The sequence below is a fragment of the Actinomadura sp. 7K534 genome, assembly GCF_004348575.1.
Lineage (GTDB): Bacteria > Actinomycetota > Actinomycetes > Streptosporangiales > Streptosporangiaceae > Spirillospora > Spirillospora livida.
In genome coordinates this window covers 1-25004 of sequence record NZ_SMKB01000102.1, presented here as the reverse complement: position 1 = coordinate 25004, position 25004 = coordinate 1, and the positions used below count along the sequence as shown (strand labels likewise).

Sequence of the window (25004 nt, the reverse complement as noted above, 5' to 3'; positions counted from 1 at the left end):
GAGTTGCGGGGACTGGGGGAATCGGAGCGGGCGGTTAATGAGCGGCGGTATTTGAAGAGCGACTTCGTGCATTTCGGCGTGCCGGTGCCTGCGGTGCGGAAAGCGGCCGTTTCGGCGGTGCGGGGTGAGCTCGCGCGGGGCGAAGTGATTGCGCTGGCTGAGGGGCTCTGGAGCGTTACGGAGGATGGGCGGCCGGTCCATGAGGCTCGGGTGGCGGCCATTGAAGTGCTCGTCAAGCGGGTGGCGTTGCTGGAGCCCGGTGATCTGGTGGTGACCGAGCGGTTCGTCCGGGACTCGGCCAGCTGGGTCTATGTGGACAACCTCGCGGAGAAGGTCGTCGGCAAGCTGGTCATCCGGTACCCCGAACAGGGGACTGTGCTGGACGCGTGGGTCGGCGACACCTACATGTGGATACGGCGCACCGCGATGCTGGCTCTGCTCGCGGGAGTGCGGGTCGGGGAACCCGATCTGGCGAGGATCGGCCGGTTCGGGGACGCGTTGATAGGCGAGCGTGAGTTCTTCATCCGCAAGGCCCTTGGGTGGGTGCTAAGGGAGTTGTCCAAGAAGAACGCGGCCTGGGTGACGGGGTGGGTGGAAGCCCGCGTCGGGGTCATCTCGGGTGTGACGATCCGGGAGGCCGTCCGGCACCTTCCCGAAGAGGACGCCGGACGGCTCCTGGCGGCTCAGCGGCGGTAGGCCGCCCACACCTTGTGCATACGGGCGCCCTGGCCGGCGGTGAAGGACGTCATGCACGTGTCGTAGCTGTAGTCCATGTAGTTGTGCACCGGGTCGGCGCCTGGGGAGGGGCAGGTGTCCTTGCCGGTCGGGCAGCCGTTCGTGGGGTCGCGCTCGGCCGGGGTGTCCGCGACGCGGTCGCCTTCGCCGAGGCAGCCGTTCTGGAACGTGTGGTAGAGCCCGAGCCAGTGGCCGACCTCGTGCGTGGCGCTGAATCCCTTGTTGTAGTTGGTGATGTGGCCGTCCGGCATGCTGCCGTAGTGGATCGTGACACCGTCCATCGTGGGCTCGGACGTGTACTTCCATGGGAAGGTCGACCAGCCGAGCAGATCCCCGCCGATGTTGGCGCTGTAGAGGTTCAGCGTGGCCTTGTCGCCCTTGCGCAGCTTCGGCTTGTACGTCGCCTCGTTACGTTCGGGGTCGTTGAACCAGGCCGCGTTGTCCGTGCGGGTCACGTCGCTGAGGCTGAAGGAGACCTGCGTGTCGGCGCCGCCGTTCCGCCCACCGTAGGAGTCGTTCAGCGTCTTGACCTGGCTCTGCACCATCGCGTCGGACAGGTTGCCCTTGGCGCCGTCGTGCAGCACGTGAAAGTGGACCGGAATGCTGATCCGCTGCTTGGCGCGGAGGTTCTCACCGGTCGGCTCGTCGGCCGGGCCCAAGCCCAGCGAGCGCAGTATCCGGTTGAGGCGCTGCTCGACGGTCGCGGCCTCCGCGGGCGTCAACTCGCTGCGGTCCCCCGCGTGCCCTCCCGGGCGCCGCAGCCGCGCGTCGGCGTGCTCGTGCGCGTGCGTGCAGTCGTCCAGCCGTGCGGTCCCGTGGGACGCGCCGGCCGCCGGCACGGATGAGGGCGGTGCGGCCAGGGCGGGGACGAACGCGGCGATCAGGGCGGCGGCTGCGAGCAACTTCACGGCACTCCTATGGAGGACGTCGCGGACGGGAGCCATGCGAACACAGGGCGTCATCAAGAGGTACCAGAGTGGCGCCGAGGCGGGAGTGTGGTCCGGGTAAATGGAAGCTGACCGTTATCGGTCGATTGCCCTACGTGATGGACGGGTGAGGTGCGCAGCGGCGCAGCCTGCGGCTCCCCGTAGACTGGAGAGACCCTTCCGGCCGTGCGAAAGGCTTTGTTGGTGGCCGCAGACCAGTCCTTTGACACCGTTCTCGTCGTCGACTTCGGCGCGCAGTACGCGCAGCTCATAGCGAGGCGTGTCCGCGAGTGCCATGTGTACAGCGAGATCGTGCCGTCCACCATGCCGGCGGAGGAGATGCTCGCCAGGCGCCCGAAAGCGATCATCCTGTCGGGCGGCCCTGCGTCGGTGTACGCGGAGGGCGCGCCGATAGCGCCGGAAGGGCTGTTCGACCTGGGGGTGCCCACGTTCGGCATCTGCTACGGCCACCAGGTGATGGCCCAGGCCCTGGGCGGGACGGTCGAGAACTCCGATGTCGCCGAGTACGGCGGCACCACCGTGACCGTGTCCTCGCCCGGCATGCTGTTCGCGGGCCTGCCGCATGAGCAGGCGGTGTGGATGTCGCACCGTGACTACGTCAGCCGCGCCCCGTCCGGCTTCACCGTCACGGCCTCCACCGACGTGACCCCTGTCGCGGGCATGGAAGACCTTGAGCGCGGTTTCTTCGGCGTCCAGTTCCACCCGGAGGTCATGCACACCGAGCAGGGGATGGAGCTCCTGCGGCGCTTCCTGTACGAGGGTGCCGGCTGCCGTCCGAACTGGACGATGGTGAACATCGCGGACGAGTCGATCGCGGCCGTCCGGGAGCAGGTGGGGCACAAGCGGGCGATCTGCGCGCTGTCCGGCGGCGTGGACTCGGCCGTCGCCGCCGCGCTCGTCCAGCGCGCCATCGGCGACCAGCTGACCTGCGTGTTCGTCGACCACGGGCTGCTGCGCAAGGGTGAGCCGGAGCAGGTCGAGAAGGACTTCGTCGCCGTCACCGGCGTGAACCTGCACGTGGTGGAGGCGCAGGACCGCTTCCTCGCCGCCCTCGACGGCGTCACCGACCCCGAGGAGAAGCGGAAGATCATCGGACGGGAGTTCATCCGGGTGTTCGAGGAGGCGGCCCGCGAGATCGTCGCCGGCACCTCTGGGGCGACCCCCCAGGACGGCTCGCCGGAGGCGGACGAGCCCGTCGAGTTCCTCGTCCAGGGCACCCTCTACCCGGACGTCGTCGAGTCTGGGGGCGGCACGGGTGCGGCCAACATCAAGTCACACCACAACGTGGGCGGCCTCCCGGACGACCTCCAGTTCAAGCTCATCGAGCCGCTACGGAGCCTGTTCAAGGACGAGGTCCGCGCACTCGGCGAACAGCTCGGCCTGCCGTCCGAGATCGTGTGGCGCCAGCCGTTCCCCGGCCCTGGCCTCGGTATCCGCATCATCGGTGCCGTCACCCGCGACCGCTTGGACATCCTCCGCGACGCGGACGCCATCGCACGCGAAGAGCTGACGAGCGCCGGGCTCGACCGCGACATCTGGCAGTTCCCCGTGGTCCTGTTGGCAGACGTCCGTTCGGTGGGCGTGCAGGGTGACGGACGCACCTACGGTCACCCCATCGTGCTGCGTCCCGTCACCAGCGAGGACGCCATGACCGCCGACTGGGCACGGCTTCCCTACGAGGTGCTGCAGCGGATCTCCACGCGCATCACGAACGAGGTCCGCGAGATCAACCGGGTCACCGTGGACATCACGTCCAAGCCCCCCGGCACCATCGAATGGGAGTGACCCCGGCCTGGTCATGACCTCGCCCAAGACAAACGTGAGGCCCGGGTGCGGATCGCACCCGGGCCTCACGTATGCGGCGGAGTCAGACGGTGGCGGGGGCCAGTGCGGCCTCGGCCTCCAGGGTCGCGGCCGTCGCGTTGACGACCGCCGCGATCCGCAGGGCCTCCTGCACCAGCTCGCGGGACAGGCCGGCCGCACGGACGATCTTCTCGTGGGACTCCAGGCACCGCCCGCAGCCGTTGATCGCCGAGACGGCCAGGCACCACAGCTCGAAGTCGACCTTGTCCACGCCGGGCTTCCCGATGATCGACATCCGGAGCTTGGCGGGAAGCGTGGCGTACGTCTCGTCCCCGATCAGGTGGGTGGCGCGGTAGTACACGTTGTTCATCGCCATGATCGACGCGGCGCCCTTGGCCGCCTCGAACGCCTCGGCGGACAGGTGGTCGCCGGCCTCCTCGGCCAGCTCGCGGATGACGGTGGCGCTCCGCGTGGTGTAGGCGCAGGCCAGCACCGTCCCCCAGAGCTGCTGGTCGGTGAGCTGCGAGGTGGACGTCAGCGAGCCCAGGTTGAGCTTGGTGTCCTTGGCGTAGGCGGGCAGGGCGCCCTTCAGGGCGTCAACGCTCATGATCATGTGTCCTTTCCTGCGGACGGCCGGCCGCGCGCGGCGGCCGGCCGCGGTGCCGGGCGGTCACCGTGATGCGGCCGCCGCCCGGCGGATGGGGAGGGAACGTTCCAAGCGCGTGGCGACGCGGTGCGTCACACCCCGGCCAGGAGCTTGGTGGCGTCGAGGGTCTCCTCGCCCTTGTTCCAGTTGCAGGGGCACAGCTCGTCGCTCTGGAGCGCGTCCAGGACCCGCAGGACCTCCTTGACGTTCCGGCCGACGGAACCGGCGGTCACCATGGCGAACTGGATCTCGTTGTTGGGGTCGACGATGAACGTCGCACGCTGCGCCACGCCGTCCTTGGTGAGGATGCCGAGCTCGGACGACAGCTCCCGGTTGAGGTCCGCCATCATCGGGAACGGAATGTCGCGAAGGTCCGGGTGGTCCTTGCGCCAGGCGAAGTGCACGAACTCGTTGTCGACGGACGCGCCCAGCACCTGGGCGTCGCGGTCGGCGAAGTCCTCGTTGAGGCGGCCGAACTCGGCGATCTCGGTCGGACAGACGAAAGTGAAGTCCTTCGGCCAGAAGAACACCACGCGCCACTTGCCCTCGTAGGACTTGTGGTTGATCGTCTCGAACGCGTTGTCCGGGTCCAGCGAGACGCAGGCGGTGAGCTCGTACTCGGGGAACTGGTCACCGACAGTAAGCACGCATGCTCCTTCGTCACGAGAGTGGGTCGCCTCCGCGTGGAGGCGTGGGAGGGCCGCGGGTCTTCCACCTCGGCGGCCGATGTCACTCAGCGTGCCGCAGTCTCGTTGAGAAGAGAAATCGATGTATCGCAACCGATTGATAGACATCGCTTATCAATTGACAGAAAACCCTGTTGACCAGCGACGATGAGGAACTTCCCGGGTGATGTCCCGTCGTCGGGTAGATGTAAATCACATCGACCCGCCCAAAACAGACATCACCCTCCGTGTTGGGCAAGTGTAGACGGCCCCTGCTCTCCTTCGGCAAGAAGGCGTTCGCCCAGGGCGCGTCACGGGCGAGGGCCTTGAGCGGGGTCCTGCGTGCACTGTGGGGAATGCCACCCCGCTATGACCTGCGTTTTGTCACTGTGTGTGATTAATCCTCGGTACTATTCCGGCCGGGATGGCGATCAACAGACCGACGGTTGCGCAGTTGCGGGCGTTCTCCGCGCTCGCGGAGCATCTGCATTTCCGGGATGCGGCCGCCGCGTTGCGGATGAGCCAGCCCGCGCTGTCGGCGGCGGTGGCCGCGCTCGAGGAGAGCCTGGGCACGCGGCTGGTCGAGCGGACGACGCGGAGAGTGCTGCTGACGCCCGCGGGGGAGCGCGTCGCGCGGCGGGCGGAGGTCGTCCTGGCGGAACTCGACCGGCTGGTGGACGACGTCAGGGCCGTCCAAGGGCCGCTCGTGGGGCAGCTCCGGGTGGGTGTGATCCCGACTGTCGCGCCCTATCTGCTGCCTGTCGTGCTGCCTAGGGTCGCCAAGGAGTTCCCGTCCCTGGAGCTCTCGGTGCGCGAGGAGAAGACCGGGCACATCGTCGCGGAACTGCTCGCAGGGCGCCTCGACGTGGTGTTGCTGGCGCTGCCCGTGGCCACGGCCGGCGTGACGGAACTCGTCCTGTACGACGAGGACTTCGCGCTCGTCGCCCCCGCGGGCTTCCAGGTCGAAGACGAGGTCTCGCGGGAGGCGTTGAACGACCTGGACGTGATCCTGCTTAACGAGGGGCATTGCCTACGGGATCAGGCCCTGGACGTCTGCCGTGACGTGGGGGCGCGCGCTGCCGCCACCTATGCGACGAGCCTCGCGACGCTCGTCCAGCTCGTGGCGGGCGGTCTGGGGGTGACGCTCGTACCGGAGACCGCGTTGGAGGTGGAGACGCGCCGGGCGCCGGATCTGCGCGTGCACCGGTTCGCCGCCCCGGCGCCGTTCCGGCGGATAGGGCTCGGGTTCCGGTCGACGTCCCCGCGCGCGCACGAGTTCGAGGTACTGGCCGCGAGCATCCGCGAGGCGGTCGCCGACTCGGGAGTGGCACCGGGCGTGCGGACCGCCTAGGACCGCCCCGGACGGACGTTCAGCGGACCGTAAACGCGTACCCAGGCGAGGTCAAGTCTGGGTCAGCGGACGGCCTTGCAATAGCGATGCGTGTTCATGTGGTGGCGCCGCGTCACCATGCTCGTGGGGCGAGGAGGAGGCCCCATGTCCCCGAAGCTCAGCGTCGTCGTGCCGTTCTGCAACACCGAGGAGTTCTTGCGGGAGTGCCTGGAGTCGCTGGCCGGTCAGACGCTGCGCGACCTCGAGGTCATCTTGGTGGACGACGGGTCCACCGACAACGGCGCCGTGATCGCGAAGGAGATGTGCGCCCGGGACACGCGGTTCCGGCTGGTGACGCGGGACAACGAGGGCCCCGGTTCGGCGCGCAACGCGGGTGTTCGGCAGGTGCGTGGGGAGTACCTCACGTTCGCCGACGCCGACGACGTGGTCGACCGCGAAGCCTACGCGCGGCTGGTCGGCTCCCTGGAGCGGACGGGGTCCGACATCGCGGCGGGGAACGTCATGCGGATGGAGGACGACCGCAAATGGCAGTCGCCTCTGCACGAAGGTGTGTTCACCGAGTCCAGCACCAAGACGCACGTGTCGGCCAAGCCGGTGCTCATGCGCGACAGGACGTCGTGGAACAAGGTGTACCGGTGCGACTTCTGGGAGCGCGCGGGCCTTGAGTTCCCCACAGGCTTCTACGAGGACCCGCCCGTCACTGTGCGCGCACATGCGCTGGCCCGCTCCGTGGACGTCCTGAAGGACACGGTCTACTACTGGCGTAAGCGGCCGGGCTCCATCACCGAGGACCGCTACGACCGGGAGAACATCACCCAGCGTCTGGCGTCCGCGCGTGTACTGCGTGACGCCCTGGCCGGCTACGCGCCCAACCTCCTGCACGCCTACGACGAGCACGCTCTGGTGGAGATCGAGCTCCACACCCTGTTCGAGGCACTGCCGAGGACGCAGGAGGCCCATCGCGAGGAACTCGTCAAGATGGGCGCGGAACTGGCGCAGCACATTAGCCAGCGCGTGTTGAAGCGGCTTCCCGCCATGACGCGCCTCCAGGTGCACCTCCTCGGCCGCGGGATGCTGCCCGAGCTGCTGGAAGTGATGCGTTACGCGCATCTCCGGAGACCGGTGGACGCGCCCAGGGTGCGGCGGGGGATGCGGCACCGCTGGTATGCGGAGTTCCCGTTCTTCGAGGACGAGGAGCGCGCCGTCCCGCTGCACGTGTACGACGTGACCGACGAGCTGAGGCCAGTGGCCGCGATCGACCGGGCCGCGTGGGTGGACGGGCGGCTCCGCCTTGAGGGGCACGCCTACATCCGTCACCTGGACTCCTCGACCGAGGACGGTTCGCGGATCCGGGTGTGGCTTGTGGCGTCGAACCGGTGCGGGCTGATGCGGCTGCCGGTGACGCGGGTCCGCAGGCCGGACGTGACCGCGCGGTCGCGGCAGTCGGCGGTCTCCTACGACTGGTCCGGGTTCGTCGCGGACATCGACCCGGCGTCGCTGAAGGTGCTCGGGCGCTGGCGGGACGTCGACTGGGTGCCGTGCGTCGAGATCGTCAACCGGGGGCTGCGGCGCAGGACGACGTTCGCGAACCCGCGGCTCGCCGGCCGCCAGTGGCCGGACGACCGGGAGTGCGCGCCCGGCGTGCTCGTCCAGGGCGTGGCGGGCAGGCACCGGTTCGTGGTGCAGGTGCGGCGGACGCCCGCGGCCGTCGTCGGCGGCCATCTGGAGCGCGGCGAGCTGTGCCTGGACGGCTGGAGCCGCACTCCGCTCGGCGACGAGCCGGGCGTCGCCGCGGTGCCGCGGACGGGGCGCGGCACGGTCACCGGGCGGATCGAGCCGGCCGGGAACGGCGCGTTCCGGGCCAGGCTGCCGGTCGGCGGGCTGGCCAGGCGCCCCGGCGACTGGGACGTCACCCTCCCGGGCGAGGTCAAGCCTTACCTGGACGAGGATCCGGCGGGCACCGCGTTCTCCATTCCGGGCGGGGAGGTGGAACTCGCCAGGACGCGGCGCAGCACGCTCCGTCTGGTCGTCCGCGGACGGACGCTGGCCGTGGACGAGGTGTCCTGGTCGCCCGATGGCGCCCTCCACCTGGCGGGGTCGTGCACAGAAGCGGCGGGACGGCCCGACACGGTGATGCTGAGGCGGCGACGGTCGTCCGAGGAGCACGCGGTCAAGCTGCACTGGGAAGGCGACCGGTTCACGGCGTCGTTCTCCCCTGCGCGGATGCCGGTGCTCGGCCTGTCCCGTCCCCTCATCGCCGGTCGCTGGGAAATCCTCGTGGTCCTCGCGGGGCAGGAGCAACCGGTCGTCATCAGGCGCCACACCCTCCGCGAACTGCCCGAGCCGTTCGAGGCAGGTCTGCACAGGATCACGGTCGTCACCCACAAGACCGACCGGTTGCAGCTCCGCATAGAGACGGCCCTGGACGATGACGAGCGCGGAGCCTACGCGCAGAGCCGCATAAGGTCCGGGCACTACCGCCGCCACCTCAACCTGCCCGTGCGTGACCTGGCGGTGTTCGACGCCTACCGGGGGCGCCAGTACTCGTGCAACCCGCGCGGCATCTTCGACGAGCTCCGGCGGCGCGAAACCGACCTGGAGTGCGTGTGGATCACGCAGAACGGCCAGTTCGGCCGTCCTTCGGGTGCACGGACCGTCCTGGCCGGTACGCGGGAGTACTACGAGGCGCTGGCCCGCGCCCGCTACATCTTCGGCAACTGGTCGCAGAAGGAGTGGTTCGCCAAGCGCGACGACCAGATCTATGTGCAGTGCTGGCATGGGACGCCGCTGAAGAAAATCGGATACGACGTCAAGGAGATGCCGTACAAGCGTCCCCAGGGCCGCGACTGGATGGACTACGACGTCGCCCACTGGGACCTGCTCCTCACCCAGAACGCGTTCTCCGTCCCGCTGTTCCGGCGCGCGTTCCGCTATGACGGGCCGGTCTTCGAGAGCGGCTATCCGCGCAACGACATCCTGAACAGCCCGCACCGCGAGGAGATCGCGGCGGCCGTGCGGCGGCGGCTCGGCATCCCCGAGGGGAAGCGGGTCGTGCTGTACGCGCCGACGTGGCGGGACGACGCGGGCTACGCGGTCGGCAGGCGCTCGTTCCGCCTGGAGTTCGACATAGACCGGTTCAGGGCCGCGCTGGGGCACGACCACGTCCTCCTGCTGCGCACCCACTACCTCGTCACCGACCGCCCGAAGCTCCGGCCGGGCGACTGCGTGATGGACGTGTCCTTCTACCCCGACATCTCCGAACTGTTCCTCATCAGCGACGTGCTGGTCACGGACTACTCGTCGTCCATGTTCGACTTCGCCGTCACCGGCCGCCCGATGGTGTTCTTCACCTACGACCTGGAGCGCTACCGCGACCACGTGCGCGGTTTCTACTTCGACTTCGACGCGGAGGCCCCCGGGCCGCTCCTGAGCACCTCGCGCGAGGTCGTCGAGGCCCTGCGCGAGCCCGCCGCGCTCGACGCGGGGTTCCGGGACGCGCGCGCGTCCTTCGCCGCCCGGTACTGCCCGCACGACGACGGCCACGCCGCCTCCCGTGTGCTCGACCGGGTCCTCCAGCCCGCCCACTGACACCCCACCACGGACCACCCCATCACGGAGCCGCTCGTGTCACCCCAGACAAGCTCACCCCAGACCCGCACACCCCAGCTGAGCGTCGTCGTGCCCTTCCGCAACGCCGAGGGGCACCTCGCCGGCTGCCTGGAGTCCCTCGCCCGCCAGAGCATGCGCGCCCTGGAGGTGCTCATGGTGGACGACGGGTCGAACGACGGCGGACCGGTCGTCGCCAAGGAGTTCGCGGAGCGCGACGACCGCTTCACGCTGATCCAGCCGTCCGGCGGGATGTCGGCCGGGGACACCGGCGTCCAGCAGGCGAACGGCCGGTACCTCGCCTTCGCCGACAGCAAGGGCACCCTGCCCCCGTACGCCTACGAGCTGATGGTGGGCTCCCTGGAGTCGACCGGGGCGGACCTCGCCGGCGGGAACGTCATGTGCCTGGACGGGACGCAGGTGCGGCAGTCGCCCCTGCACACCGTGCCCTACGCGATGACACTGAAGGCGACGGACGCGACCCGTCACCCTGCCCTCCTGCAGGACAGGATGGTGTGCAACAAGGTGTTCCGGCGCGCGTTCTGGGACGCGTACGGCTTCAAGGTGCCGACGACCCTCGACGCGCCCACGGCCATGCTGCTCACGGCCATGCAGACCCATGTCCTGGCGTCCTCCGTGGATGTGCTCGACACGACCGTCTACTACTGGCGTGAGCGTCCGGGAACGGCGGCTCGGGTGCGTGACGAGCCGACGGACATCACCGAACGGATGGCCACCCTCGCGATGGTGCGGAAGTTCGTCGAGGAGAACGCACCGGAGCTTCTGGCCGTCCACGACATGTACGCGCTGGACCTCGACGTCCGCGCGCTGGTGCTCGCCCTGCGCGGGGCCTCCTGGGAGGAACGGGAACGCCTGGTCGAGCTTGGAGCCGAGGTCGTCGCTGTGGCCGACAAGTCCGCGGCGGACCGGCTGGCGTCGATCAGGCGGCTGCAGACCCACCTGCTCGGCGAGCGGATGCTGGCCGAACTCCTGGAGGTCCTCCGCTTCGAGGAAGAGGAGGGGGTGCGGGACGTCCCGCTCGTGCGGCGCGGCCGGATCCGGCAGCGCTGGTACGCCCGCTACCCCTACTTCGACGATGTGGAACGCGCCATACCGGAGGAGATGTACGACGTCACCGACGAGATGCTCCTGTGGGCGGACGTCGACCGTGTGGAGTGGGACGTCGACACGCTCATCGTGGAGGGGCACGCCTACTTCGACCGGCTTGACGTGTCCGCGGTGACGGATTCCCGCATCCGCGCCTGGATGCGTGACGTCAAGACCGGCAAGGAGATCCGGCTGCCGGTGGAACGGATCCTCTGCACGGAGGCCACCGCCCAGTCCGACCAGTCATCGGTGTCCTACGACTGGTCCGGGTTCTCCGTGCGGGTGGAGCCCGAGTTCCTGCTGGACGGCGACGAGTGGCGGACGGCCACCTACGAGCTGTACGCCGAAGTGACGACGGCCGGGCGGAAGGCCGTGCAGCGGCTGACGGCGCTGGAGCCGGCCGTGCGGTGGACGGCGGCGCGCCAGGTGGACGAGCACGTGGCGGTACAGCCGGCAGCGGGCGACGACGACGTGTTCGTCGTCCACGTCAAGCGCGCCAAGGCCGTCCTCACGGGGATGCGCTGCGAGGGCGACCGCCTGGAGCTGACCGGCTGGACGAGGAGGGCCCTCGGCGCCGACGCGGCCCTGGTCGCGACGCGCAGACATGGGAACGCGGAGATCCGCGGCCGGGTGACCCTGCGGCAGTCGGCCGCGCTGCGCATGGCGGAGGGCACCGGGTTCGACTTCAAGGCGACGCTGCCGCTGAAGGACCTGGTCTCCGCCGACGTAGCCGCCGACGACGACGCCGACGACGACGGGCACGGGCCGGCCTACCTCGCGCACGTCCTGGACGCCGTCGACTGGGACATCAGGCTGACCGGCGAAGGCGGCCCGCTGAGGCTCACCGTCGCGAGCAACGTCCTCCCGGCCCGGTACGCCCTCCCGGCGCCTTCGGGCGGCGGCCGGGAGATCGCCCTCACCCGCACGGCGTTCGGCAACCTGCGCGGCGTGGAGCGCTGCGCCCGGCCGGTGGTGACCGCGGCCGAGTGGGACGGCCACGGGCTCCTCACCCTCACCGGCGAATTCGCGGACCCAGAGGAGCGGCCCGGCCACTTCGTCCTGCGGCGCCACCGGTCAGGGGACCGGCACCGCGTTCCCGTCACCTGGGACGGCCACCGCTTCACCGCCGCGTTCACCCCGGCGACGATGGCCCTGTTCGGGACGGACGTCCCGTTGCGCAGCGGAACCTGGGACCTCCTCGCGGGCACGCGCGCCGGAGAGGTGGCCGTCGTGGCCGAACGCGAGTCGATCCCGGAGCTGCCCGGACGGAGGCAGGTCGCGACGCACGTCTTCGAGGTCGGCGTCCACCAGACCGACGCGCTGGTGCTGCACAGCCGTCCCGCGCTGGACGACGACGAGCGCGGCGGTCACGCGCAACGGCTCCTCCAGCAGCGCGACTACCCCGTGTACCTGCGCAGCCCGCTCACGGACATCGCCGTGTTCGACAGCCACGAAGGCTCCCAGTACAGCTGCAACCCAAGGGCCGTCTACGAGGAGCTCACCCGGCGCAAGCCGGACCTGGAGTGCGTGTGGGTGTCCCGCGACGGCCAGTTCGCGGTGGACGGGAAGGCCCGCACGGTCCAGGCGGGAAGCCGCGAGCACTACCGCCTCCTCGCGCGCGCACGTTACGTCGTCACCAACTCCGGTATGCCGCCGTGGTACGCCAAGCGCGACGGCCAGACCTACGTCCAGACATGGCACGGCACGCCGCTGAAGCGCCTCGCCCACGACCTGAGGGACATGCCCTACCGGCACACCGAACGGCTCGACCAGGTGGAACGGGAGGTGTCGCGGTGGGATCTGCTGCTGTCCCCGAGCCCGTTCGCCACGCAGACCATGCGCCGCGCCTTCCGGTACGAGGGCGAGGTCCTGGAGACGGGATATCCGCGCAACGACATCTTGAGCACGCCCGAGTGGGAGAGCATCGGGACCCGCATCCGCAAGGGCCTGGGGATCCCCGACGGCAAGAAGACCGTCCTCTACGCGCCGACCTGGCGGGACGACCGGAACCACGCGCTGGGCAGCCACGGGTTCTCCCTAGAGCTGGATCTGGAGACCATGCGCCAGGCCCTAGGCGACGACCACGTTCTGCTTCTGCGCACGCATCCCCTCATCACCGATCGGGACGACACCGCGATGGACGGCTTCGTCGTCGACGTCTCCCGGTACCCGGACATCGCCGACCTGTACATGGCGGCGGACGTGCTCGTCACCGACTACTCGTCCGCGATGTTCGACTACGCGATCCTGGGCAGGCCGATCGTCTTCTACACCTACGACCTGGAGCGCTACCGCGACCATGTGCGCGGCTTCTACGTCGACCTGGAGGCCGAGGCGCCCGGCCCGGTGGTCACGACCTCGGCCGAGGTCGCCGAGGCGGTCGAGCGGGCGCCCGGCAGCGAGGACCGCTACGCCGACGCCTACGACCGCTTCTTCGTGAAGTACTGCCCGCACGAAGACGGGCAGGCGTCCGCCCGGGTCGTCGACCACGTCTTCGGGACGAGGTGACCCCGCGCCCCGGGGGCGGGGTCAGCCGGGTCGGCGGGCGCGGGCGAACAGCCAGGTGCCCGGCCACGAGCACGGCGGGAGGCGGCGTTCCAGCGCGGCGGTGAGGCGCAGCGCCTCGTTGGCGAGGGGATGCAGCGGCGCCAGGTCCTCGCGGCGCGCCGTCCGGTGCCTCAGGCGGCGCAGGAACGGCCGGAGCAGGAGGCCCCGGCTCCACACCCGCTCCAGCACCAGCCCGGCGCCCTCGACGAGCTCCGCGAGCGCCTGGCGGGTGTACCGGCGGACCCGCCCGAGGGCGACGTCGTGCGCCGACCACAGGGCCATGTCGCACGGGACGGACACCAGCGCGACCCCGCCCGGCTTCAGCACCCGCGTGATCTCGGCCGCCGCCCGCGCGTCCTCCTCGATGTGCTCAAGCACGTCCAGGGCCAGCGCGAGGTCGTACTCGCGCGGCGGGAGCGGCAGATAGCGCGCGTCGCCCACGTACGCCTCCACGCCGTGCGCGCGCGCCAGCGCGACGGCGTCCGGGCTCAGGTCGATCGCGGTGGCCTGCCAGCCGTGCTCGGCGAGGACCCGCGAACCCGTACCGGCCGCCGCCCCGATGTCGACGGCGTTCCCCGGCACGCTGAACCGCAGCAGTTCCGCGGACAGGATCTCGCGGCGCTCGCGGTACCACCAGTTGTCGTTCTCGATGCGCGCGATCCGCTGGAGCTCGATGGTGTCCACATGACAAGCCGACGGCATGGGCGGCGGAGCGTTCCACCGACGCCGCCGTCCGGCGGCGGATCGTTGACCGGCGTTTGACCCGGCCCCGACGTCAGCGCTTCCTGCGCCTGCGGCGGCGCCGGGTCAGCAGCCGGAACGCCACCAGCAGCCCGACCAGCCCGCCGACCGCCGGGACGGCCCGCTTGGCGACCGACGGCCCGGCGACCTCCAGCAGGTCGATCGCGTCGTCCTCCCGCGCGACCCGCAGCGGCCGCTCCCGCTTCGCCGCGGGCGCGGCGGCGGTCTGCGGCTCGGCCGGGGCCTCCGGCGCGCTGGAAGCCTCGGACGCCTCGGGAGCCGCGGGCGCGGCGGCGCTCTCCGGCGTGATCTCCGTGACGGAGGCGCCGGCCCCGGTCTCGGCCTCCGCCGCTCCGGCCGCGCCCTCGGCCCCGGCGCCGGACGAGTCCGTGCCGGACGAGTCCGTGCCGGACGACTCCAGCTCCTCCTCCAGCGCCTTGGCGAACCGGGAAATGATCTTGGAGCCGACCTCGGACAGGATGTTGCGCCCGAACTGCGCAGGACGTCCCGTCACGTTCAGCTTGGTGTGCACGGTCACGCGGGTCGTGCCGCCCTCGTCGATCAGCTTCGCCTGGACGGTCGCGGCAGCCGTCCCCGAGCCGCGGGCCTCCTTCGCGGACGCCTCCATCGTCACCGTGCGGGACGACTCGTCGGCCGACACGATGCGCGCGGAGCCGCGGTAGGTGATGGTCATCGCGCCGACCTTCACCTTCATCCGGCCCTTGAACTCCTCGCCCTCGACCGAGTCGAGGGTCGCGCCGGGCATGCACGCGGCGACGCGCTCCACGTCGAGCAGCACCGACCATGCCTGATCCACCGGTACGGGGACGGTGAAATCGTGGTCGAGTTCCATGATCAATGTCCTTATCGTCCGGAGACCTTGCCCGCGACCTTACGGCGGGCGCCCGTTCCGTCGCCAGAGGGGCCCCGCCGGTCCCGGCCCGGGACCTGCGATGCTACCCGCCCGCTACCCGGCGGGCGGGGGGTCCATGCGGCCGGGTCCCCGCACCCGGGGACCCGGCCGCACGGACCTGGGCCGGTCCTGCCTCGACAGGCCGGCCGGCGTCAGGCGCCGGTCGCCGCGCTCAACGCGCGGGCGGTGAGCACCGTCGCCAGGTGGGCGCGGTACTCCGACGACCCGTGCAGGTCGGCCGGCGGCTCGGTGCCCGCGGCGGCCTGCGCCGCCGCGGTGCGATACACGTCCTCCGACGCGGGCCGCCCGCTGACGGCCGTCTCCACCGCGCTCGCCCTGACGGGCGCCGGGCCCATGTTGGTGAGCGCGACGCGCGCCTCCTCGACCCCGTCGCCGTTGCGGCGGACGGCGCAGGCGACGCCCACGATCGCCCACGCCTGGGCCGTCCGGTGGAACTTCTCGTAGTGCACGCCCCAGCCGGACCCCAGCTTCGGCACCCGCACGCCCACGAGCAGCTCGTCCGGTTCCATCGCGGACGTCATCCAGTCGACGAAGAAGTCCGCGGCCGGGATCTCCCGCTCGCCGCGCACGGAGCGGACGAGGAACACCGCGTCCAGCGCCAGCGCGACGGCCGGGAGGTCGCCCGCCGGGTCGGCGTGCGCCATCGACCCGCCGAACGTGCCCCGGTGCCGGACGGCCGGGTCGGCGACCGTCTCGGTCGCCCGCGCGATCAGCGGGAGGTGCTCGCGCACCAGCGGGTCGCGGATCACCTCGTGGTGCGTGGCCATCGCGCCGATGACGAGCGCGTCGCCCTCGTCCCGGATCTCGCGCAGCGCGCCGATCCGGCCGACGTCGATGAGCGCGTCGGGGTAGGCGAGCCGCATCCGCAGCAGCGGCATCAGGCTCTGCCCGCCGGCGAGGATCTTCGCGTCCTCGCCCGCGTCGGACAGCGCCCGGACGGCGTCGTCCACCGAGGCGGGCCGCGTGTAGTCGAACGTCGCGGGGATCACTGGTCACCTCCGGCCGAGCCGAGTCCGCCGCCGGCGCCGGGTTCGGCGGCCCGCGGTCTCGCTTCTCCGCGCAGCGCGCGCCAGACGCGTTCCGGCGTGCAGGGCATCTGCACGTCGTTCACGCCGTGCGGGCGCAGCGCGTCCACGATCGCGTTGACGACCGCGGGGGTCGAGGCGATGGTGCCGGCCTCGCCGACGCCCTTCACGCCCAGCGGGTTGGACGTCGCGGGCGTCTCGGTGCGGTCGGTCGTGAACGCGGGCAGGTCCGCGGCCGACGGGATGAGGTAGTCGGCCATCGTGGTCGTGGTCAGGTTGCCCTCCGTGTCGTACACGGCCTCCTCGTACAGGGCCTGCGCGATGCCCTGCGCCAGGCCGCCGTGCACCTGGCCCTCCACGATGAGCGGGTTCACGACGGTGCCGACGTCGTCCACGGCCACGTACTTGCGGATCTTCACCATCCCGGTCTCTGTGTCGACCTCGGTCGCGCACAGGTGCGTGCCATGGGGGAAGGAGAAGTTCTCAGGGTCGAACGTGGCGTCGGAGTCCAGCGAGGGTTCGATTCCCTCCGGCAGGTCGTGCGCCGCGAAGGCGGCCAGCGCGACCTCCTGGAGCGTCTTGCCCTCCTCCTGGACGCCGCGGACGCTGAACCGCCCGCCGCTGAAGTCGAGGTCCTGCTCGGACGCCTCCAGCAGATGCGCCGCGACCTTCCGCGCCTTGTCGACGACCTTCTCGCAGGCCGAGTACAGGGCGACCCCGCCGACGGCGAGGGAACGCGAACCGTACGTGTCCATGCCCTTGGGCGAGATCGCCGTGTCGCCGTGCAGGACCTTCACGTCCTCCCACGGGACACCGAGCCGGTCGGCGGCGATCTGCGCCCACGCCGTCGCATGGCCCTGGCCGTGCGGAGACGACCCGGTGACCACTTCGACCTTGCCGGACGGCAGTACGCGCACGGAGGCGTGCTCCCAGCCGCCCGCGCCATAGGACAGCGAGCCCAGCACCCGCGACGGAGCCAGACCGCACATCTCGGTGAACGTGGACACCCCGATGCCCAGCTGCACCGGATCCTGCCGTTCACGGCGGTCGGCCTGCTCGGCGCGGAGCTTGTCGTACTCGAACAGCTCCAGCGCCTTGTCCGTCGCAGCCTCGTAGTTACCTGTGTCGTAGGTGAGGCCGGCGATCGTCTCGTACGGGAACTCCTCGTGCGCGATCCAGTTGCGGCGCCGTACCTCGATGGGGTCGATGCCAAGTTCGGCGGCCAATTCGTCCATCAGCCGTTCAATGGCGAACGTGGCCTCCGGACGGCCTGCCCCCCGGTACGCGTCCGTGGGCGTCTTCGTTGTGAAGACCCCCGTGCACGTGAACGAGAGGGCGTCCATCTTGTAGATGCCGTTGAACATGAACGCGCCCAGCAGCGGGATGCCCGGCGTGACGAGCATGAGGTACGCGCCCATGTCGGCGAGGAGGTTCACCTTCAGGCCGCGGATCCGCCCGTCGCGCTCGGCGGCGAGCGTGAGCCGCTGGATCTGGTCCCGCCCGTGGTGGACGGTCATGTTGCCCTCGCTGCGCGACTCCGTCCACTTGACCGGGCGGCCGAGCCTGCGGGCGATCAGCAGCGCGAGGACCTCCTCCCCGTACACCTGCAGCTTGGACCCGAACCCGCCGCCCACGTCCGGTGCGACGACCCGGAGGTGGTGCTCGGGGATTCCGGTGACGGTGGCCAGCATCAGCCGCAGGATGTGCGGGATCTGCGTGGCCGAGTACAGCGTGTAGTCCTCGTCCTCCGGGACGCACAGAACCGAGCGCGGCTCCATGGCCGTGGGGATGAGCCTCTGCTGGATGTACTCGCGTTCGATGACGACGGGGGCGTCCCTCATCGCGGCGTCCAGATCACCGTTCTCGAACACCCACGTGTAGGACTTGTTCGTCCCAAGGTCCTCGTGGACCAGGTCGGCGTCGTCGGCCAGGGCGGCGTCCATGTCGACCACGGCCGGCAGCGGCTCGTAATCGATGTCGATCTCTTCCAGCGCGTCCACGGCCGCGTACTTGTCGCGGGCCACGACGCACGCCACGGGCTCACCGACGTACCGGACCTCGTTCACCGCCATCGGCGGGTGCTCGGGGTGCTTCATGTCCTCGGTGACGACCCAGGCGCAGGGCAGGGAGCCCTGCTCCTCGGCGAGGTCCGCACCGCTGAACACGGCGACGACCCCGGGACGGCCCTTGGCCTGCGACGTGTCGACGCGGGTGATCCTCGCGTGCGCGTGGGGGCTCCGCACGAACGCCATGTGCAGCGTCCCCGCGGGCGTCATGTTGTCGGTCCACCGGGTGCGTCCGGTGATGAGCCGGGCGTCCTCCGACCGCTTGCGCGGGGAGCCGACCTCCTGCGTGGTCACGGCGTCGCCCTCCTGGACGGTCACGGCGTCACCTCCTGCTCTGCGGGGTCGCGCATCTCGCCGGCGGCGCGCCGGACGGCCTTGACGATGTTCTGGTAGCCCGTGCACCGGCACAGGTTCCCCTCCAGCCCGTCCCTGACCTCGTCCTCGGACGGGTCGGCGTTCTCCCGCAGCAGGTCGAGAGACGCCATGATCATGCCGGGCGTGCAGTAGCCGCACTGGAGCGCGTGCTCCTCGTGGAAGGCCCGCTGCATCGGATGGGGCGTGCCGTCGATGCCGAGGCCCTCGACGGTCGTCACGTCGCTGCCGTCCGCCTGGACGGCGAGAACGGAGCAGCTCTTCACGCTCATCCCGTCCATCAGGACGGTGCAGGCTCCGCAGTTGCTGGTGTCGCATCCGACCGGGGTGCCGACCTTCCCCAGTCGTTCGCGCAGGTAGTGGACCAGAAGGAGGCGCGGCTCGACATCGTCTTCGTACGTCGCGCCATCGACCTCGACACGGATACGTGGCATGCGTTTCTCCCAGGGACGTCTCGGGGTGGACTCGGGAAGAGACATCCCCCGGGTGGGGCGCGCTGGTCTGGCCACGTCATCGGGGCCCACCTCCGTGGAAGGCGACCATATGAACCTATGCCGCGGTTGAATTGCGTACTAGCCCCCGGCGTCGGTTATTTACCACCGTCTGAGCGAACGATGGCCGCATTTGCACGCGATGCAGCACCGGCCGCGTCCCGGGCCCGACGATGCCGTCGTCGGCGGGCGTCGCGGGCCGCTTTACCGCCTACCCGTCACGGACCGGCATCGAGCAGGCGAGAACCGGAGATTCCGGGGTAGGTGCGGCGTATGTTCATCTTCTCGTCCCGACTGGGGTGCCTGGGGTCGCTGGCGGTGACCCTCGTCCTCACCTGGATCGCGTACCTGGTCCTCAGCCGCTGAGGCCGCAGGCGTCGCGGATCCGCTCGGCGGCCTCGGCGAAGCGGAGGGCCTCGTCGTCCGACATCTCCGCCTTGCCGTCCGAGGCGAGATCCTTGGCGCCGGACGCGATGACGGTGTCGACGTGCTCGGCGATCTCGTCGTCCTCCAGGCCGGGGCGGACCTTGCGCAGGGCTTCCAGAACCTGCTCCGCGCTGGGGTCCGCCGTGGCCGAGAGGGCCGACGAGATCTTCGCGCAGTCGGCCCTGCGCTCCTCTTCACCGTCCGAGCAGCCGGGCAGCACCAGGCAGAGCCCCAGCGAGACGGCGATCCCTATCCCGGCGTGTGCGCGTTCCACGCGGACGATGGTGCCACGCGCTCGGCGCCGGGGAGTGACCGGGCGGATTCCGGGTGGACTCCCGGTGTGCGGCTTGACAACCCTCGGTCACCGAGTGTCTGCTTGTACGCATGCCAGCGCGAGTCCTCCTCGACAGCCCCGTGGCCCTCGGCCGCGTGGCCAGCGCGCTGTGTCCTTCGTGTTGTCGCTGAACCTCGCCCCTGCCAGCCGACACACATACCCGAAGGACCTTTTCCGTGGTTCCCGATCTCACCATGCGCGGCCAGGAAGATCCGCACGGCCGCGCGATCACCGCGCACCCGCCCACGGTCGGGCAGCTCGCCGCCCTCGTCCGGGAAGTCGCCGGACGTCCCGCCGAGTGGTGGCGGCTCGTCGGATTCGACGCCGACCGGCCGGTCCACGTCCGGCTCGACGACCGGGTGTGGCTCACGACCTGGCCGCCCGGCCACGGCGGGCCCGTCCGCGGGCGGGTCAGCACGCTGCTCGCGGGGGAGCTGGCGGAGGTGGTGATCGCCGAGTCCGGGGTGACCGAGCGGCCGCTGCGCGCCAACCGCGTCCGGGTGCATGGCACGGCGGCGGACGGCGAGTCGCCGAACGCGCTGACCAACCCCGGCCCGGCATTCGCGGTCAGCCTGCACGCCGGGGGGCCCGGGCCTGCGTGGGCCGCGCCGGGTCAGGTCTCCGACAGGTAGGGCGACGCGGCCTCGCGGCCGACCAGGGGGAGCAGCACGAAGTAGGTGAGGGACGGCAGCAGCGACGGCAGCTCGTCCGTCTCGCCCGTCTCCGTCTGGACGTGTATCGCGCTGTAGATGCCGCCCACGATCGCGTCGACCACCGCGACCGGGACGGGCGGCAGGGACGGCGCCGCGAAGAACGCGCGGAACCGGGTGAGGTTGTCGATGCGCGCCTGCCGGACCCGCGGGCCCGCGGCGTTCACCTCGACCAGCGAGGCCCGCGCGAACCGGGGCTCGCGGGCGAGGACGGCGAGCATGGTGCGCAGCGCGGCGTGGATGCCGTCCGGCCAGGTCGGCGCGGCCTCGTAGACCTCCGTCATGCGGGCGAGCAGGATGTCCATCCCGCGCCAGTAGGCGGCGAGGAAGCAGTCGTCGAGGTCGGTGAAGTGCGCGTAGAAGGTCTTCTTCGTGACGCCCGCGGCCTCCGTCACCCGGCCGATCGTCGTGTGGGCGAACCCGCGGTCCGACACGACCTGGACGAACGCGTCGATCAGCCGCTCGCGCTGGATGCCGGCGACGGTCTCCGGGGACAGGCCGTGCCGGCCGGGCTTGATGGCGCGGCCGGGGTCCAGCGCGGAGCGGGAGCCGGGCAGCACGTCGGTGCCGCTCGTCTCGGGCGTGCCGGGCTGACCTGACATCCTGACCTCGCTCTGATCCCCTGCCCTCGAGGTCAGGTTACTGCCCGGTCGCGGCGGCCGGGGACGGCAGGGTCAGCGCAGGTGGCGGCGGCGCGAGCGGGTCAGGACGCGGACGATCCCGACGAGGCCGAGCCCGATCAGCACCACCGGCGCCATGACCTCGGGCGCCAGCACCCGCTCGTCGGACAGGCCCTCCGCCAGGAAAAGACCCGCGAGGACGAGGAAGAACAGCCCGGTGACGGGGCCCGCGGGGTCGAACCGGTGCCGCGGCCGCCCTGTGGTGCCCGTCCCTGTGGTGCCCGTCCCGGTGGCGCCCGTCCCGGTCATGCCGCTCTCCGTTCCGCGCCGCTCAGCCACGGCGCACGTCCACGTCGCCGATCTTCCCGCGGATCCGCAGGACGATCACCGGCGGGTCGTCACCCGGTCTCGCCTCGGGCTCCATGACCTCGGTGCTGCGGACGTTCGGGCCGCTGGTCGTCCTGCTGCCGACGCGGAGGTCGCCGAGGGTGATCCTGGCGTCCACCATCACGCGCGCGGCGGGCGGCACCATGACCTCCAGCCCGCCGAGCATGACCTCGGCGGTGATCGTGACGCGCTGCCCGGCGGCGACCGGCAGGGAGGTCAGGTCGAGCGTCCCCGACCCGACGCCGACCTTGTACTCCTGGCCGGTCTGCGCGGCGTCCACGGGGCGCCACTCCACGTCGCCGTACTCGGCGTTGCGCGGCAACTCGCCCGTGGCGGCCGTGGTCAGCATGGCGAGCGTCAGCACGGTGCCCGCGGTGGCGAGCCCCCGCGTCCGGAACCAGCCGCCGAGGACGAGGCCGCACCCGATGACCGCGAGCGCGGGCGCCATGACGATCAGCCAGGACCCCGGGGCGGCGTAGGACTGCGCGACCGGGATCATCGCCGCGCCGGCCGCCATGGCGGCCAGCAGCGTGATCGTCGCGGCGGGCGACTTCGCGCAGCCCTCGTGCTTCGCGGGCGCCTTCCCGGCCGGCTCGGCCTCCTCCGCGTAGAGCGCCTCGTCCCGGGCGGCCGCGTGCGCGGCGCCGTAGGCGGCGAGGTCGATCATGCCTTCGGGGAGTCCGTCGCGGCCCGCCCAGGACGGGGCGTCCTCCCGCTCTTCCGCGGTGTCCTTGTACAGGGAGACGCTGCCGACGGTGACGTCCTCGGACCGGGTCCACTCGGCGGACGGCTCGGGCCGATGCCCGGAGAGCCGCTCGGGGACCGCCCGCGCTGCGGCCACCAGGTCCACGCCGCGCGAGTGCGCGACGAGCAGGACCAGCCCGAACACCACCATGACGGCGATCGCGTCGGTGGGCGCGCCGCCGACGATGCTGAACGCGACGCCCGCGCCCAGCAGCGCGCCGAGGACGGTCAGCACGGCCGCGGCGTCGAACCAGCGCTTGAAGAACTGCTCCGCGAGCGACGACTCCGCCGGGCTCGCGGGCATCAGCAGCGCCGCCACGATGTAGAGGAAGATGCCCTGCCCGTGCGCGAGGACCAGGACCGCGAACCCCACGCGGAAGACGACGGGATCGATGCCGGTGTAGCGGCCGAGTCCGGTGCACACGCCGGCGAGCACGCGGCGGTCGCCGTCGCGCGCCAGCCGGGTGTACCCCGCGCCGCCGTGCCTGACGCCGCCGCCGTTCCTGCCGTCCCGATCCTCGCTCATGCCACCATCGTGGCCCGCCGCGTCCGCGCACGGTATCCGGGACGCCCCTGATCCGACCCTGAGGTGGACCTCGGGTGAGGCCCTGATGCGATCCGCGCCCCTCACGTGTGACGATCGAAGCGTGTGACGATCGGAGTCGCCGATCGAAGGCTCGGCGGAACCTCGGAAGGGACGGCGGTGACCGAACAGACGGCCGGGACGCCCGGCGCGGCGCCCGGGCAGCCGGACGCGCCGCCGTCCGCGCCTCCCGGGCGCCTGGAGGGTGACGCGGGCGCGACACGCGCGGCGCCGCGGCTCGGGCGCACCGCCGAGGGCAGGCTCATCGCCGGCGTGTGCCGCGGCCTGGCCGGGCACCTCGGCGTGGACGTCCTCGTCGTCCGCGTGGCGTTCGTGCTGCTGACGATGGCGAGCGGGCTGGGGATCGCCGCGTACGCCGCGTTCTGGATCCTGGTGCCCGCACCCGGCAAGGACGAGCGGGCGGCCGGCCGCAGGCGCGGCCGGGACTGGGGCCAGCTGCTCGCCTACGTGGCGGTCACATTGGGTCTCGCGGCGCTGCCCTGGGGCGCGGCGGGGGTCGTCCAGTGGGCGCTGTGGCCGTTCGCCATAGGCGGCATCGGCGCCGCGATCCTGTGGCAGCAGGCCGACCGCGACCAGCGGCAGCGCTGGACGCTGCCGCTGCGGGAGCGGTGGCTGCGCAGCCTGCTCGGCCTGCTGCTGGTCGTCGGCGGCGTCGGCGGCGTCCTGGTGCAGAACGTCGAGGCCGCGCAGGCGGGGTCCGTCATCATCGCGATGCTGATCATCCTCAGCGGCGTCGCGGTGATCGTGACGCCGTGGGTGGTGCGGCTCTGGCAGGACCTGGACGCCGAGCGGCACGAGCGGATCCGGTCCCAGGAGCGCGCCGAGCTGGCCGCGCACATCCACGACTCGGTGCTGCACACGCTGACCCTCATCCAGCGGAACGCGGCCGACGCCCGCGAGGTGCAGCGGCTCGCGCGGTCCCAGGAGCGGACGCTGCGGACGTGGCTCTACCAGCCGCGCGCCGACCCCGACCAGACGTTCGCCGCCGCGATCCGGGAGACGGCGGGCGAGGTCGAGGACGACCACGGTGTGCCGATCGAGATCGTCTGCGTGGGGGACACGCCCCTGGACGAGGGCCTCCGCGCGGCGCTGCAGGCCGCGCGGGAGGCCATGGTGAACGCCGCCAAGTACGCGGGGGCCCCGGTCGTGTCGGTGTACGCCGAGGTGGAGGGCGACGAGGTGGCCATCTTCGTCCGCGACCGCGGCGAGGGATTCGACCTCGACCAGGTCCCGGAGGACAGGATGGGCGTCCGGGAGTCCATCATCGGACGTATGGAGCGCAACGGCGGCAAGGCCACCGTCCGCACGGAGCCGGGCGAGGGTACCGAGGTGCGATTGGAGATCAAGAAATCATGAGCGAAGCGAACCGGGGGGTGCGGGGGGTCGTCCCCCCGCGGAGGAGCGGACGTGAGTGAGCCGCTGAAGAGGGTCGTGCTGGTCGACGACCACCAGATGTTCCGGACCGGGGTCAAGGCCGAGCTCGGCGGCGCGGTCGAGATCGTCGGGGAGGCCGGCGACGTCGACGAGGCGATCTCGGTGATCCGCGCGACGCGGCCGGACGTGGTGCTGCTGGACGTGCACCTACCCGGCGGCGGGGGCATCGAGGTGCTGCGGCGGCTGCACGGCGCCGTCCCGTCGAAGTTCCTCGCGCTGTCGGTGTCGGACGCGGCGGAGGACGTGATCGGCGTCGTCCGGGGCGGGGCGCGCGGCTACGTCACCAAGACGATCTCGGGCCCGGAGCTGACGGACGCGATCGGCCGGGTGGCGGAGGGCGACGCGGTGTTCTCGCCGCGCCTCGCCGGTTTCGTCCTGGACGCGTTCGCCGCGACCGACGCGCCCAGCGTCGACCCCGAGCTGGACCAGATCACCCAGCGGGAGCGTGACGTGCTGCGCCTCATCGCCCGCGGCTACGCGTACAAGGAGATCGCCAAGGAGCTGTTCATCTCCGTCAAGACGGTCGAGACGCACGTGAGCAGTGTCCTGCGGAAGCTGCAACTCTCCAACCGGCACGAACTCTCCCGCTGGGCCGCCGCCCGCCGCCTCGTGTGACACCAGGCCCCGTCCGGGCGCTGTCTCGGTATGACTCATCCTCCCCCCGCGCCCGGACAGCCGGGCGCCTACCCGCGGGTCTCCCATCCGCCCC

General features: G+C 71.2%; 20 protein-coding genes. 8 read left to right on the top strand and 12 right to left on the bottom strand.

Features of this window, described 5'->3' with window-relative positions; all coding sequences use genetic code 11:
- The coding region (locus tag E1266_RS20420; RefSeq protein WP_132049274.1) for a DNA alkylation repair protein at positions 1-696 on the top strand (696 nt) is incomplete at its 5' end.
- On the opposite strand, the gene E1266_RS20415 is transcribed toward E1266_RS20420, so the two are convergent.
- Positions 684-1643, bottom strand: a complete 960-nt coding sequence (locus E1266_RS20415; protein ID WP_243718641.1) for a zinc metalloprotease — start codon at positions 1641-1643, stop codon at positions 684-686. The two genes, E1266_RS20420 and E1266_RS20415, sit on opposite strands and share 13 nt — an antisense overlap.
- 216 nt (positions 1644-1859) lie before the next feature.
- On the opposite strand from E1266_RS20415, the gene guaA reads away from it, so the two are divergent.
- Positions 1860-3467, top strand: a complete 1608-nt coding sequence (gene guaA, locus E1266_RS20410; RefSeq protein WP_132049283.1) for a glutamine-hydrolyzing GMP synthase — start codon at positions 1860-1862, stop codon at positions 3465-3467.
- Between the two features lie 82 nt (positions 3468-3549).
- Here guaA and E1266_RS20405 read toward each other — a convergent pair whose 3' ends face one another.
- Together E1266_RS20405 and E1266_RS20400 are read right to left on the bottom strand one after the other, a co-directional pair.
- Positions 3550-4092 (bottom strand): carboxymuconolactone decarboxylase family protein, encoded by a 543-nt coding sequence (locus E1266_RS20405; protein WP_132049270.1) that lies wholly within the window; start codon positions 4090-4092, stop codon positions 3550-3552.
- A 131-nt stretch (positions 4093-4223) separates the two neighbouring features.
- Positions 4224-4778 carry a peroxiredoxin gene (locus E1266_RS20400; RefSeq protein WP_132049268.1) on the bottom strand — a complete coding sequence of 185 codons (555 nt, stop codon included), beginning with the start codon at positions 4776-4778 and terminating at the stop codon, positions 4224-4226.
- A gap of 442 nt (positions 4779-5220) precedes the next feature.
- Between E1266_RS20400 and E1266_RS20395 the strand changes: the two genes are divergently transcribed.
- The 3 genes from E1266_RS20395 (at position 5221) to E1266_RS20385 (ending at position 13368) form a co-directional block, all read left to right on the top strand.
- A complete protein-coding gene (locus tag E1266_RS20395; RefSeq protein WP_132049266.1) occupies positions 5221-6147 on the top strand; it encodes a hydrogen peroxide-inducible genes activator in 927 nt (308 codons plus the stop codon).
- 144 nt (positions 6148-6291) lie between these two features.
- The gene (locus E1266_RS20390) at positions 6292-9735 is read left to right on the top strand and encodes a bifunctional glycosyltransferase family 2 protein/CDP-glycerol:glycerophosphate glycerophosphotransferase (RefSeq protein WP_132049264.1); all 3444 of its coding nucleotides are present in this window, start codon (positions 6292-6294) and stop codon (positions 9733-9735) included.
- A 36-nt stretch (positions 9736-9771) separates the two neighbouring features.
- A complete protein-coding gene (locus tag E1266_RS20385; RefSeq protein ID WP_132049262.1) occupies positions 9772-13368 on the top strand; it encodes a bifunctional glycosyltransferase family 2 protein/CDP-glycerol:glycerophosphate glycerophosphotransferase in 3597 nt (1198 codons plus the stop codon).
- Between the two features lie 21 nt (positions 13369-13389).
- Here E1266_RS20385 and E1266_RS20380 read toward each other — a convergent pair whose 3' ends face one another.
- The 6 genes from E1266_RS20380 to E1266_RS20350 form a co-directional block, all read right to left on the bottom strand.
- Complete coding sequence (locus E1266_RS20380; protein ID WP_132049260.1) at positions 13390-14091, bottom strand: class I SAM-dependent methyltransferase; 702 nt, start codon at positions 14089-14091, stop codon at positions 13390-13392.
- A gap of 91 nt (positions 14092-14182) precedes the next feature.
- Positions 14183-15001: an SRPBCC family protein gene (locus E1266_RS20375; protein ID WP_243718636.1), complete on the bottom strand. Its 819-nt coding sequence runs from the start codon at positions 14999-15001 to the stop codon at positions 14183-14185.
- 212 nt (positions 15002-15213) lie between these two features.
- Complete coding sequence (locus tag E1266_RS20365) at positions 15214-16071, bottom strand: xanthine dehydrogenase family protein subunit M (protein ID WP_132049254.1); 858 nt, start codon at positions 16069-16071, stop codon at positions 15214-15216.
- A complete protein-coding gene (locus E1266_RS20360) occupies positions 16068-18467 on the bottom strand; it encodes a xanthine dehydrogenase family protein molybdopterin-binding subunit (RefSeq protein ID WP_132049281.1) in 2400 nt (799 codons plus the stop codon). The genes E1266_RS20365 and E1266_RS20360 overlap by 4 nt, the downstream gene beginning before the upstream one ends.
- A 20-nt stretch (positions 18468-18487) precedes the next feature.
- On the bottom strand, positions 18488-18979 hold the full coding sequence (locus tag E1266_RS20355; RefSeq protein WP_132049252.1) for a (2Fe-2S)-binding protein: 492 nt from the start codon (positions 18977-18979) through the stop codon (positions 18488-18490).
- 412 nt (positions 18980-19391) lie between these two features.
- The gene (locus tag E1266_RS20350; protein WP_132049250.1) at positions 19392-19736 is read right to left on the bottom strand and encodes a hypothetical protein; all 345 of its coding nucleotides are present in this window, start codon (positions 19734-19736) and stop codon (positions 19392-19394) included.
- 236 nt (positions 19737-19972) lie between these two features.
- Between E1266_RS20350 and E1266_RS20345 the strand changes: the two genes are divergently transcribed.
- Positions 19973-20428 carry a cysteine dioxygenase gene (locus tag E1266_RS20345; protein WP_165966143.1) on the top strand — a complete coding sequence of 152 codons (456 nt, stop codon included), beginning with the start codon at positions 19973-19975 and terminating at the stop codon, positions 20426-20428.
- Here E1266_RS20345 and E1266_RS20340 read toward each other — a convergent pair.
- The 3 genes from E1266_RS20340 to E1266_RS20330 all read right to left on the bottom strand — a co-directional run bounded on the left by E1266_RS20340 (position 20410) and on the right by E1266_RS20330 (position 22783).
- Complete coding sequence (locus E1266_RS20340; protein WP_132049248.1) at positions 20410-21108, bottom strand: TetR/AcrR family transcriptional regulator; 699 nt, start codon at positions 21106-21108, stop codon at positions 20410-20412. The two genes, E1266_RS20345 and E1266_RS20340, sit on opposite strands and share 19 nt — an antisense overlap.
- A 72-nt stretch (positions 21109-21180) precedes the next feature.
- Positions 21181-21435, bottom strand: coding sequence for a hypothetical protein (locus E1266_RS20335; protein ID WP_132049247.1), 255 nt, complete (start codon positions 21433-21435; stop codon positions 21181-21183).
- A gap of 22 nt (positions 21436-21457) precedes the next feature.
- Positions 21458-22783 carry a PspC domain-containing protein gene (locus tag E1266_RS20330; RefSeq protein ID WP_132049245.1) on the bottom strand — a complete coding sequence of 442 codons (1326 nt, stop codon included), beginning with the start codon at positions 22781-22783 and terminating at the stop codon, positions 21458-21460.
- 255 nt (positions 22784-23038) lie between these two features.
- Here E1266_RS20330 and E1266_RS20325 point away from each other — a divergent pair, with 255 nt between their 5' ends.
- Positions 23039-24217: an ATP-binding protein gene (locus tag E1266_RS20325; RefSeq protein ID WP_132049277.1), complete on the top strand. Its 1179-nt coding sequence runs from the start codon at positions 23039-23041 to the stop codon at positions 24215-24217.
- Positions 24218-24280: 63 nt separating this feature from the next.
- Positions 24281-24910 (top strand): response regulator transcription factor, encoded by a 630-nt coding sequence (locus E1266_RS20320; protein WP_132049275.1) that lies wholly within the window; start codon positions 24281-24283, stop codon positions 24908-24910.
- The last annotated feature ends 94 nt before the right edge of the window (positions 24911-25004 follow it).